At 67.1% G+C, this 12,113-nt stretch carries 8 protein-coding genes and 1 pseudogene; 4 read left to right on the top strand and 5 right to left on the bottom strand.

Annotation, left to right across the window (positions count from 1 at the left end):
• The first annotated feature begins 273 nt into the window (after window positions 1-273).
• Together BST40_RS29570 and BST40_RS30210 are read left to right on the top strand one after the other, a co-directional pair.
• A complete protein-coding gene (locus BST40_RS29570) occupies window positions 274-762 on the top strand; it encodes a DUF4258 domain-containing protein (RefSeq protein WP_142276767.1) in 489 nt (162 codons plus the stop codon).
• A 19-nt stretch (window positions 763-781) separates the two neighbouring features.
• Window positions 782-1,129, top strand: coding sequence for a hypothetical protein (locus tag BST40_RS30210; protein WP_083155294.1), 348 nt, complete (start codon window positions 782-784; stop codon window positions 1,127-1,129).
• A gap of 17 nt (window positions 1,130-1,146) precedes the next feature.
• Here the strand turns inward: BST40_RS30210 and BST40_RS32915 are convergent.
• From BST40_RS32915 to BST40_RS20450, 3 genes and pseudogenes are all read right to left on the bottom strand, one after another.
• Window positions 1,147-1,400, bottom strand: a pseudogene (locus BST40_RS32915) (hypothetical protein); the annotation flags it as partial.
• Window positions 1,401-1,486: 86 nt separating this feature from the next.
• Window positions 1,487-2,065 (bottom strand): hypothetical protein, encoded by a 579-nt coding sequence (locus BST40_RS20455; RefSeq protein WP_082275466.1) that lies wholly within the window; start codon window positions 2,063-2,065, stop codon window positions 1,487-1,489.
• A gap of 114 nt (window positions 2,066-2,179) precedes the next feature.
• Entirely contained in the window at window positions 2,180-3,199 is a 1,020-nt protein-coding gene (locus BST40_RS20450) for a magnesium transporter CorA family protein (RefSeq protein WP_075547729.1), read from the bottom strand.
• A gap of 430 nt (window positions 3,200-3,629) precedes the next feature.
• Here BST40_RS20450 and BST40_RS20445 point away from each other — a divergent pair, with 430 nt between their 5' ends.
• Both BST40_RS20445 and BST40_RS20440 read left to right on the top strand, forming a co-directional pair.
• Window positions 3,630-8,033 (top strand): cation-translocating P-type ATPase, encoded by a 4,404-nt coding sequence (locus tag BST40_RS20445; protein WP_083155300.1) that lies wholly within the window; start codon window positions 3,630-3,632, stop codon window positions 8,031-8,033.
• A gap of 78 nt (window positions 8,034-8,111) precedes the next feature.
• Window positions 8,112-8,720: a DUF5994 family protein gene (locus BST40_RS20440; RefSeq protein WP_075547728.1), complete on the top strand. Its 609-nt coding sequence runs from the start codon at window positions 8,112-8,114 to the stop codon at window positions 8,718-8,720.
• A 48-nt stretch (window positions 8,721-8,768) separates the two neighbouring features.
• Here BST40_RS20440 and BST40_RS20435 read toward each other — a convergent pair whose 3' ends face one another.
• Window positions 8,769-10,304, bottom strand: a complete 1,536-nt coding sequence (locus BST40_RS20435; protein ID WP_075547727.1) for an FMN-binding glutamate synthase family protein — start codon at window positions 10,302-10,304, stop codon at window positions 8,769-8,771.
• On the bottom strand, window positions 10,301-12,052 hold the full coding sequence (locus tag BST40_RS20430) for a glycerol-3-phosphate dehydrogenase/oxidase (protein WP_075547726.1): 1,752 nt from the start codon (window positions 12,050-12,052) through the stop codon (window positions 10,301-10,303). The genes BST40_RS20435 and BST40_RS20430 overlap by 4 nt, the downstream gene beginning before the upstream one ends.
• Window positions 12,053-12,113 lie beyond the last annotated feature (61 nt).

Genomic DNA, 12,113 nt, shown 5'->3' with positions numbered 1-12,113 from the left:
CCCCAGCCGGATGCGCCGCCGGGCGGCCCACCGGGGCCGGCCACCGGTAGCAACGGCCCTCACGGCTCCGGGGGCCCGGGCGCCCAGATGCTGGGTACCGGGGCTGGCCCAGCACCCCAGGCGCCGCCGACGCCGATACCACTTGCTCCGCAACCACCGCCGCCACCGTCTCCGCCGCCGGGCAAACCACCGCTTGGGCAGCCCCCCATTCCGCCCTGGGCCAGCCCACCGCCACCGGCCTCGCTGCAAGCGACACGCGACGCCTACAACAAGTTGACATACGATATCGACCACCACAACTTGAATCCGCCCAACCCTGCCGATTGGAACGCGGTAAACGCCTATAACCAAGAAGCCTGGTATTACAACTCATTAAAGGCGCAACTCGAGCGCCAATTAGATGCCGCGAACGTGCAATACACGCCCGCCAAAGACGCCGCCCGCGCCGACATCCCATACTGGACACAACCAGCACCAGAACAACCGCACGCACCGTCACCAGATCCATCGACGCCCACTGGTCAGCGCGGCGGCCCAATGGATGTCCGCCCCGGAACGAATGCTCCTACGACGATCGACGGGAGATCTTTCAGCGGACACGCTCTTGACCAAATGCAGGGTAGAGGCATTCCGGTGAGCGTCGTGGAAAATGCGCTTCAAACGGTCTGCGTGCGCCAAGCAGAGGAGGCAGGACAGTTTTCTATGATCCCGACAACCATATCAGCGTCATCCAAGCTGCCGACGGTACCATCATTACCGTGATCTTCGGGGATCTACGACCTTGACAAACCATGAGGATTCTCGCGACCGGATCGCTTATCTCCGGCAACTGGCGCTTGATTCAATCAACCATTACGATGGCAATTTTTCCGCACTTGAACGGCTAGATCGCGACTTGGAGTCGGTAATCCGATCTCTCGAAGAAGTCGCGGATCCATCCTGGACCAGCTCGTTGCTCCGGCTGTGGGGCCAGCTCGAAATCATTTATGCATCGATGCTAGATGAAGGACGTTTCCGGCTGACTCAAGACGACGAGGTCTATGTACAGGAAGTCGTCGCCAAGCTCGTTGCAGAGCTCCAGAGCTATGAGCTGCCGCCAGTCCGCGACACAGGCGAAGAACCTCGATAGCGGTAAAGAAAGTCTCCCAGCTTGAGCGCGGTGCGCAGCTGAGTGACCGTGGCGACCCGGGCCAGCTGCGCGTGCATCAAATCTCGCGCCGCCGCGTGCGGCGATGACGCCGACCTGATCCAGCGACAGCCGGCTCTCCCGTATGTCTTGCACACACTATGGGAACGCCGTTAGCCGGCTGGCGATGATGGAAATCGTGTGCGCGTTGGCCGGCGAGCAGCCGGTCACCGAAAGCGGCCTCCGCGGGGATGGCCGTTGTTCCCGCAGCCCCTTCCTCGTAACAGGCGGGCCAGTGTTCCTGCTTAGCTGAAAGCTCGAAGAGGGTTCCCAACGGTGCGGGATTCTAGCTGAACCCTCTCAATCTTCAGGCCACGACTTCGCCGAAAACATGAAGAGCCCCCAACTGAATCCGGCACCATAACTTTCCCCCACCCATGGAAATTCGTACTCCTCGTATGCGGGGAGAAACTTGTCAAACAACGGCCACTGACGGCCATCCCGCATGGGGCCAAAATGCTCCGTGAACTCGGTAACGTCCATGCCCCAAATGGGTACTTCGGTCGGAGAATTGAATCTGTGCGAATTGCGCCTTATATGCCAATACCGTGCCGACTCAATCAACCCGTCTTCATCGGTAACGGCGTTGAAGTCAAATCCGGGCCACAATACGCTGCTAAATTTCAAAGATGGGGCATCCTGGTTCACAACCCATAGCAAATTCTTCATATTTCCGAGGTAAGAGGCTTCATCGCCAAGAACCTCGGCTACCCGCTTATGTATACATTCCGCATCGTCTATGGAGAGCCTGTGTTCAGCCAGTTTGGCTTCTAGCTGAGCTTGTTTGCGCGACATTGAGATCCTTAGCTTCATCGTCATAAGCAGGTAGATCTCGAAGTCAATAATCGCAGGTGTGAACGCTGTATTCACAGCACGCATCCCCTCACTTACCAAGGTAGGGCAAGGTCAAGGAGTGGAAGTCCACCTCATAAGGCAACCTCTGGTGACAACGACATTCAATCCGCTCCTCGGGCGACTTCACGTCGGGAGCCGTCAAAGCCAGTCGCGACGCCTAAACGTCACATAAAGCACGATCATCAAGACGATGATCACGCTGGTGCTGACGAAGAAACCCGACAGGGAGCCGAAGCCGGGATAGGGGATGTTCTGGCCATAATAGCCAGTGATCGCGGTCGGGACCGCGATGATGGCCGCCCATCCGGTCAGCTTCTTCATCACGGTGTTCAACCGGGCATCCTGCAGGGACAGATTCGTTTCGAAAATGGTTGTGACCATGTCACGCAACGACTCGGTCCATTCCGACACCCGAAGTACGTGGTCGTACAGGTCGGCGTAGAGCGGGTCGAGTTCTCGGGCAGCTTCGGCCTGCGGGGCCTGCAACCGGTGATGCTGGATGGAGTTGACGACCTCGCGCATCGGCAGCGCAACTCGCCGCAGGTTCACCAGGTCTCTGCGCAACTGGAATGTTCGGCGCTGAAAGTCCGCCTGGCGTGAGTTGCCGTCGAACAGCTCGTCCTCGATGGCTTCAATGCAGTCGTCGAGGGCCTCCACCGCCGCGAAATGACTGTCGACCACGACATCGAGCAAACCGTGCACCAATGCGCCGACACCGTGTCGCTGGCCTCCGATGTCCCGCCACTGTCGGGTGACCCGTGCCATGTCGAAGTCGCGTGTCAGGCGCACCGTGATCAACCCCCGGGCGAGCACGAACGCCGAAATCCGGTGCATCGCCAGCATCGGCTGGCGATCGGTGCCGGCGCCGGCGTTGGCAACGAAGCTGACGTCGACGGCATAGACGGTGAAGAACGTGTGGGTGTCGTACGCGGTGGCCTTGACACGTTCGGCCACTGCCACGGCGTCTTCGACAGCCCAGGGGTTCAGGCCGAGTTCGGCCGCTAGCTCGCGCAATGTGTCGTGGTCCGGGTCGCACAAGTCGACCCACACCAAGGTGTCGTCCTCGACGAGGTAGTCGGAGATCCGGTCGAACTCGAAGTCGTCCTGTGGCTCACCGCAACGCCATACGCAACCCTGGCTACTCGACTCGAACTGCACCAGGTCATCTTGTCAGGCCACCTGCACTGTCCGGGTACACCGTGCCCCAGTGCGTCGACATCTCGTCGCTCGAGTCGAAGCCAACACCGGCGGGCACAGCGGCTGTCTTGCGCTGTCTCCCAACGTGACTGCCGCGCCGGTCGACGCAGCGCGGCGCTCGCCCACTTCGCATGGAAGCGGGTGGTGCGAACCCGCTGCCCCCGTCCGCGTGTCAGTGCCCGTTAGTCTGACGTTCAGGCGTAACTTGACTCGACATAATGCACGCGCCGATGTGGTGAGCCAAACGTGGCCCCGAACCGGTCTTTCGTTTCCGGCCGGCGTATTCGAGAATCGGTGCGAGGTGGGTGTGAACAGATTGATCGGCCCCGGTCGTCTGCCCGGTTTCGGCCTGGTGGCAGCGCCGCTGCGGGCTGCCGTGGCGGGCACCCGCATGACCGTCACCGCCGGCGCCGCCGTTGCGGGCGCCGCGCTAAACACCGTCCTGCTGGGCGGCAACACGGCAGCGACCGTGGGCAGGTCGTTATCCCTTGCAGCGCAAGATATTTCAAACTTTAGCCGCACGGCGGCGGGGGTTGCGATCGAGGCGACGGGCGGCCCGCCGGCACGGCGCAGCTGCACCACCGGATCGCGGTGCTGGATCGAGGTGCGCGGCCTCGGCGGTGAGCACGCCTCGGCGATCGCCGTCGACGTACTGGCGGCCGTCCGCAAAAGGCCCGGCGTGCATGAGGCTTTCCTGAACCCAACCCTGGCGCGGTTGGTTGTCACCGTAACCGCCGACGGGCCCTCGGCGGCCGAACTCTGCCGGATCGTCGCCGACGCCGAGCGGCGCCACGGGACCAGCGACACGCGCCAGCGTCCGGTGAGCCTGCCCGGCGACGACGCGCTGCTGATGGGACGGATGGTCGCGGCCGCTGCGGCCACCGCGGGCCTCGGCCTTTCGCTGACCGGCAGCCTGCTGCGGCTGCCCAGGCTGCCCGATTTGGTGGCCGTGCCGCCGACGCTGGCTGACCACCTGCCGCAACTGCGGAAAGAGCTGGAACGGCGCCTCGGACCCGAAGGCACCGACGTCTTGTTCGGTGTCGTCAACGCCACCGCGGCCGCGCTGACGCTGTCGCCGACGGCGGCGGCAGCCGAGGCCGCGACCCGCGCAATGCTGGTGGCCGAGGCCTGGACCGGTCGGCTCACCTGGCGTCGCCATGAACCCGGCCTGGGCGGCCGGTCGGTGCCCGACGACGCCGCGTCGGCACCCAGGAGCATCCCGACCCCACCCGACGGGCCGGCGGAACGCTACGCCAACCGCGCCGGTGCGGCCGGTATCGGCGCCGCCGCGGTGGTGGGCGTGCTGTCGCGCAACCTCGACATGGCCGGCGCCGCGGCGCTGACCGCCGTCCCGAAGCCGTTGCGCACCGTGCGGGAGGCATTCGGCTGCACGATGAGCAGCGGGCTGGCCGCCCGGCACGACGCGCTGGTGCTGCGTCCCGGTGCCTTGAGGACACTCGACCGGGTCGATGCGATCATGATCGACCCGCGGGCGTTCTACACCGACGATTTGATGGTCAGTCGCGTTCTGGGCGTGCCGGATTCGCAACGCACCCGGGCCTGGGAAGCGGTGCGGGCCGCGCTGGACGAGGCCGGGCTGACCCCCGGATGGCACGACCTGGCGGATATCCCCGGGGCCGGCGGCGGCGCCGGCCAGGCGCTGATCAGCCCGGTGCGCGATCCATTCGCCGCGGCGGTGCTCACCGAGGCGCGCCGGTCACACCCGCGGGTCTTCTCCCTCGATGACGACGGATTGCGTTCGCTGGCACAAGGATTCGACCAACTGTATCCCCTGGACGGGTCGATCGACGACGCGGTGGCGGCGGCTGTCGCGGAACTGAAGGCCAGCGGCGCCACCGTGGCGTTGCTGACCACCTCGCAGCTGCGGGCCGCGCATCGGGCCGATGTCACGATCGGGTTGCAGCGGCACCGGCATCCTCCGCCGTGGGGTGCCGACGTTGTCGTTTCGGAGCTGGCCGGCGCCTGGCGGGTGCTGCATGCGATGCCCGCCGCGCGCGCCGCCACCGACAACGCGGTCCGGTTGTCGGCCTCGGCGTCGGCGATCGGCGCCCTGATGTTGATTCCCGGTGTGCCGGGGCGCAGTTCGGTCTCGGTCAACGTCGGCATGGCCGCCAGCCTGTGGTTCGGATTCCGCTCGGCCGCAAAGGTTTTCCGCGACCCACTGCCGGAACCCGAAACCGTCCACGACTGGCACAGCCTGCCTGTAGCACAAGTGCGGCAGCTGCTGCCCCGGCCTCCCGACGAACACCGGGCGCCGGCGTCCAGTCGTTGGCACAACCTGCCGCCGGTTCGTCTGCTGCAAGCCGCGGGTGCGAAGTCATGGGGACTCGTGCGCGATTTCGCGGACGAGATGCGCTCCGACCTGTCCGACCCGATCACGCCGCTGCTGGCCACCGGCGCGCTGGCCAGCGCGCTGCTGGGCTCGCCGCTGGATGCGGTGCTGGTGGCTGGCGTGCTGCTGGTCAACGCCGGGTTGTCGGCCGAACAGCAGTTGCACGCCCAACGCATCCTGAATCGCTTACTGGCCGTGCAGGATCCGTCCGCGCGCCGGCTTACCGGTCCGCTCGATGAGCAGCGCCACGAAAAGGTGCCCGCCAAGCGGCTGCGCCCGGGCGACATCATCGAAGTCCATGCCGACGAGGTGATCCCCGCCGACGCCCGGCTGCTGCACGCGTCCGACGTCGAGGTCGACGAATCCATGCTGACCGGCGAGTCGCTGCCGGTGGCCAAGCAGACCGAACCCACGCCCGGCGCCCCGCTGGCCGAACGGACCTGCATGCTCTATGCCGGCACCACGGTGGTTGCCGGCACGGCCGTGGCCGTGGTGACCGAGGTCGGTTCGCGCTCGGAGGTCCGCCGGGCACTGGCGATGGCGCCGAGGAAGTCGCAGGAGATCGGCCTGCAACGACAGCTGCGGCGGATCACCCGGCGGGCGTTGCCGTTCAGCGTGGCCGGCGGCGCTCTGGTCGGGTTGCTCAGTGTGGCGCGGGGCACACCGCTGCGCGCGGCGGTGGGAAGCGCTGTCACGCTGATCGTCGCCGCCATTCCGGAGGGGCTGACACTCGTGGTGACGCTGGCTCAGCTGGCCGCCGCGCGCCGGCTCACCGGAGAGTCGGTGCTGATCCGTAATGCCCACTGCATCGAGGCGCTGGCCCGGCTGAACGTGGTGTGCTTCGACAAGACCGGCACGCTGAGTGAGAACCGGCTCAAGGTCAAGGTCGTGCGCCCGATGACGGGTTTCACCCCCGCGCAGGTGCTGGACGCGGCGCTGAGCACCACCTATTCGAGGCACGCCCACCGCGTTGAGCATGCCACCGACGATGCGATAAACCAGGCCGCCGCCGACCCCGCGCTTCGGGGTTCGCGGCCACAACCGCGGCCGAACCGGGACGCCTTCTTGCCCTTCCAATCGGGTCGCCCGTTCGCGGCCGCTCTGGTCGGTACCCGGCTGACCCTCAAAGGCTCACCCGAGGTCCTCTCGTCGGCGCTCGCCGGGCCCAGAACCCGGATTGCCCCGTTGCGCAAGCAGATCGACGAGTTGGCGGCCAAGGGGTTGCGCGTGCTGGCGGTGGCCGAACGCCGCCTCAGCCGCGAGCAGGCCGCGGCCGCAGCGGCCGATCCCGATCTGCTGGAAAACCTGTGCCTGTCCGAGCTAGCCCCGATCGGCCTGCTGGGGTTGGCCGACACCCCGCGGCCGATGGCCCGATCCGTGCTGACAGCACTCGCCGACCGCGACATCGGGGTCCGGCTGATCACCGGTGACCATCCCACGACCGCGGCCGTGATCGCCCAGGAGCTGGGCATTGACGTCACCGTCGAGCAGGTGGTTACCGGCAGCGACTGGGAAGCGCTGTCGGCCGACCAGCGCGCCGAGGCGGTCGCGTCGCAACCGGTCTTCGCGCGCATGACCCCGGAGCACAAGATCGAGGTGGTCCAAGCCCTGGAGCGGGCCGGGCTGGTCACGGCGATGGTCGGCGACGGTGTCAACGACGCGGCCGCGATCCGGGCGGCCAGCGTGGGCGTCGGAGTGGCCGCGCGCGGCAGCGACGCGGCCCGAACGGCGGCCGACGTGGTGCTGCTCGACGGGAAGATCGAAGCACTGTTGGACGCCCTGGATGAAGGCGAGCAGCTGTGGCGCCGCGTGCATTCGGCGGTGTCGGTGCTGCTGGGCGGCAACCTCGGCGAGGTGTGCTTTGCGCTGATCACCACCCTCCTGACCGGGCGTTCGGTGCTCAACGCCCGCCAGATGCTGCTGGTCAATATGCTGACCGACGCGTTGCCGGCCGCCGCCCTGGCCGTCAGCACCCAGGCGGGCACCGCCGAAGTCGACCGCGGCGAGGCGGCGATGTGGCGCGCGATTGGCATTCGTGGTGCGTCCACGACAATCGGCGCCATGCTGGCGTGGCTGCTGGCCAGCGCGACCGGCACCCGGCGCCGCGCGGCGACGGTGGCGCTGATCGGGTTGGTCGGCACCCAACTGGCCCAGACACTGGCCGACTCGCACAGCGCGCTGGTGGTGCTGACGGCCGTCGGGTCCTTCGGCGTGCTGGCGGTGGTGGTGAGCACGCCCGGGCTCAGCCACGTGTTCGGCTGCACCCCGGTCGGCCCGCTGGGCTGGGGTCAGGCGGTGGCCGCGGCGGCGGTGGCGGCCCTGGTCTCGGCGCTGGCTCCCCACCTGCTCGTTCGCGCGTCCGAGCACGCCCGGCGGGTCATCGGCAGCACCGCCGACACTGCGGCATCAGTCGACGACGCCGACTCTCTCGCACGCAGGTAACCAGATGTTTGTGCGGCCGCCACCTGGACGTTGGGTTTTCGAGTCGCAGGTGGCTCACGATCCCTCTACTTTGGTCGAGTGGAGCGTGAAACTCGGTTACAGCTCAAGCCCTTTCGTCCGGTCTCGGAGCATATCGACGGGGCCTGGTGGCCGCGGTCGAACAGCTTGGTCGACGAGCTACCCAGCTTGGCAGCGTCGGTATCGGAACGGCTGGGGCCGATCGCGATAGTCGGCTACCGCCGCAACGGCTGGGACCCGACGCCGTCCCTGGCTGAAATCGGCGGCCGCACTGTCGAACTGCTGGGATTCACCAGTGATGAGCCGACCAGTGTGATCCTGATCGGTGAAGACGGCCACCACATCACACTGCACGTCATCCCGCCCGACGTCGACGAAGACTGCGGCCAAAAAGCCCTTGACGACGCGCGGGCATACGCCGACCGCGACATGGCGTCGGCCAGCCGTTCCCTGGTGGCGCGGTCCGTGGCCGACGTGGCAGACAAGTTGGCCCGGCACGAGGGCCGCGACGACGACCAGCGAGTCGCGCAGATCAGGCGCTGGTGTGAGGAGGCCGCTCAACAGTTCGCCGACGCACCCGTACAGACCTTCGTCCCGATTCTCGTCGAACACATCGTTCGTAACCGCATGATCGAATCCCGCATAGCAAGCACCCCGCCGGTGGGCTGAGTCTGTCCCTTCGGGGCACGGCGCCGAGATCGCCGACAGCAGCCGCCGTCAGCCGGCCATGAGCTCCGTGATCGCTTCGACGTCGGCCGGCCCGGGCAGGCCCCAGTCGGGCTTATAGTCGAACAACTCGTCGACCTGCACGGTCTGCAGGTCGACGTCGAGCAGCTCGATGGCGTCCAGGGGTACCAGCGCCGGGTGGACATGGCCGCAGGCGCGGGCCAGGCACAGCAGCTCGAAGCGCAGCGTGGCCAGATAGTTGGCGCAGCGCACCGACTTCAACGCCGGATCGAGGCCATGCTGCAGCCATGCCGACTGGGTGGCGACTCCGGACGGGCAGCGGCCGGTGTGGCAGCGCTGGGCCTGGATGCAGCCGATGGCGAACATCGCGGTCCGCCCGACGTTGATCATGTCGCAACCCATGGCCAGGGCCAACAGGGCATTCTCTGGGATGCCGAGCTTGCCCGAGCCGATGAACACCACCTCGTGGTGCAGGCCCGCTTCGGCAAAGGCTCGGTAGACCCGGGGAAATGCCCACTTGAAAGGCAACGCCACGTGGTCGCTGAACACCAGCGGAGCCGCGCCGGTGCCGCCCTCGCCGCCGTCGACGGTCACGAAGTCGACACCGCGACCGGTGCGGGCCATGCGCGCAGCCAGTTGCGGCCAGAACGCCCCGTCGCCGACCGCCGACTTGATGCCCACCGGAAGACCGGTCTGCGCAGCGATGCCCTCGACCAGCTCGAGCAGCCCGTCGACGTCGTCGAATGCGGAATGCCCGGCGGGACTGCGGCAGTCCACACCGGCCGGAACGCCACGGATGGCCGCGATTTCCGGCGTCACCTTGGCGCCGGGGAGCATGCCGCCCAGCCCCGGCTTGGCACCCTGACTGAGCTTGATCTCGATGGCGCGGATCGACGGGGTGGCGGCTACCCGGTCGATCAGCCGGGGCAGGCTGAAGGTGCCGTCCTGGTTGCGGCAGCCGAAGTACCCGGTGCCGATCTGCCAGATCAGGTCGCCGCCGTTGAGGTGGTACGGCGATATCCCGCCCTCCCCGGTGGTCTGCAGTGCCCCGGCTATGGCCACGCCCTCGTTCAGCGCGGTGATGGCCGCGCCGCCCAGCGACCCGAAGCTCATCCCGGAGACGTTGACCAACGACGACGGGCGGAATGCTTTGGTCCGGCCCCGCGCACCGCCAAGCACCTTGGCCGCCGGCAGCGGCACCGCCGGGTCGGGGTGGCCCGGGTCGCCGTCCGGAGCCGCAACCGGGAACGCCGCGTGCTTGATGATCGGGTAGTTGTAGGCGCGTTCCAGATCGTTGTCGCTGCCGAATCCGAAGTACCGGTTGGTCAATTTCGACGACGTGTAAACCCAACGCCGCTGGTCGCGGCTGAAGGGCCGCTCGGCGTTGTTGTCGGTGACAATGTACTGGCGCAGCTCGGGCCCAACCGCCTCGAGAAGGAACCGTAGGTGGCCGATGATCGGGTAGTTGCGCAGGATCGTGTGCCGGCGCTGCACCAGGTCCCAGCCCACGACGCCGGCCAGGCCGCCACCGATTACGGCGGCCAGGGATGCCCGCTTCGCGCTCAATTGAGCGGCACCGGCTCGAGGATCTCGGCCCGTGCTTCGGGCGCGCTGGCCCGCAGCATGTCCGCCGACACGTCGTCGGGCTGCGCCTGCGAGAGCACCTCGGCTTCCACTCGCGCCTTGTAGTTGGCGACCTCCCGCTCGATGTCCGCGGCGGACCAGCCCAGCACCGGCGCGATGATGTCGGCCACCTCCCGGGCGCAGTCCACACCCCGGTGCGGATATTCGATGGAGATCCGCATCCGCCGGGCCAGCACGTCCTCGAGATGCAGGGCCGCCTCGGCGGTGACGGCGTAGAGGGCTTCGACCCGCAGGTAGCCGGGCGCCTCCTTGATCGGGCTGAGCAGACCGGGATCGTCGGCCGCCAACGCCAGCACCTCGTTGATCAGCGAACCGTAGCGGTCCAGCAGATGACGCACCCGGTACGGGTGCAGACCGTGCATCGCGCCGACGTGTTCGACCTGGTTGACCAGCGCGAAGTAGCCGTCGGCTCCGAGCAGGCTCACCTTCTGGGTGATCGACGGCGCGACCCGGGCCGGAATGAACTGCACGGCGGTGTCGATCGCGTCGGCCGCCATCACCCGGTAGGTGGTGTATTTGCCGCCGGCGATAGCCACCAGTCCCGCCGCCGGCACAGCCACGGCGTGCTCGCGGGACAGCTTCGAGGTTTCCTCGCTTTCCCCGGCAAGCAGCGGACGCAGCCCGGCGTACACGCCGTCGATGTCGGCGTGCGTCAACGGGGTTGCTAGCACGGTGTTGACGGTGCCCAGGATGTAGTCGATGTCGACCTTGGTGGCCGCCGGATGGGCCAGGTCGAGGTTCCAGTCGGTATCGGTGGTCCCGATGATCCAGTGACTGCCCCACGGGATGATGAACATGACCGACTTCTCGGTGCGCAGGATCATCGCCACGTCGCTGACAATCCGGTCCCGCGGCACCACCACGTGCACACCCTTGGACGCGCGCACCTGAAAACGTCCGCGCTGCTTGGACAACGCCTGGATCTCGTCGGTCCAGACCCCGGTGGCGTTGACCACGACGTGGCCGCGGACCTCCTTGATCGAGCCGTCCTCGGAGTCGCGAACCCGCACGCCGATCACCCGGTCACCCTCGCGCAGCAGCGCCACCACCTGAGTGGAGCAGCGCACCACTGCGCCGTACTGGGCCGCGGTGCGTGCGACCGTCATGGTGTGGCGGGCGTCGTCGACGACGGTGTCGTAGTAGCGGATACCGCCGATCAGGGAGGTTCGCTTCAACCCCGGACTCAATCGCAGCGCGCCGGCCCGGGTCAGATGTTTTTGCGCCGGAACCGATTTTGCGCCGCCCAGCCGGTCGTAGAGGAAGATGCCCGCGGCAATGTAGGGGCGTTCCCACCACCGCTTGGTCAGCGGAAACAGGAACGGCAACGGCTTGACCAGGTGCGGCGCCAATCGCGTCAGTGACAGCTCACGCTCGAAGAGCGCCTCGCGCACCAGGCCGAATTCCAGTTGCTCGAGGTACCGCAGGCCGCCGTGGAACATCTTCGACGAGCGGCTCGACGTGCCGGAGGCCAAGTCACGGGCCTCGACCAAGGCCACCTTGAGACCGCGGGTGGCTGCATCCAGCGCGCAACCGGAGCCCACCACGCCGCCGCCGATGACCACCACGTCGAATTGCTCGGCACCGAGCCGCTCCCAGGCCGACGCGCGCTGCTGCGGTCCCAGCGTCCCGGCGGGCTGCTCGCTCTGCGGTGCGCTGATTGGGTTGCTCACGGAAAGGGACTCCTGTCGATTACTGGTCGGTAGCGTCGCTCCACAAGGCTAGTTCCTGGGG

It is taken from the genome of Mycobacterium persicum (assembly GCF_002086675.1).
In the GTDB taxonomy this organism is placed as follows: Bacteria; Actinomycetota; Actinomycetes; order Mycobacteriales; family Mycobacteriaceae; genus Mycobacterium; species Mycobacterium persicum.
Note: the sequence above shows the minus strand (reverse complement) of the source record. Positions and strands in the feature narration are given on the sequence as shown.

Excerpts from the sequence above, each read along its gene's own strand:
- BST40_RS20455 (WP_082275466.1), bottom strand. The coding sequence starts at position 2,065 with ATGCGTGCTGTGAATACAGCGTTCACACCTGCGATTATTGACTTCGAG.
- BST40_RS20445 (WP_083155300.1), top strand. The coding sequence starts at position 3,630 with ATGACCGTCACCGCCGGCGCCGCCGTTGCGGGCGCCGCGCTAAACACC.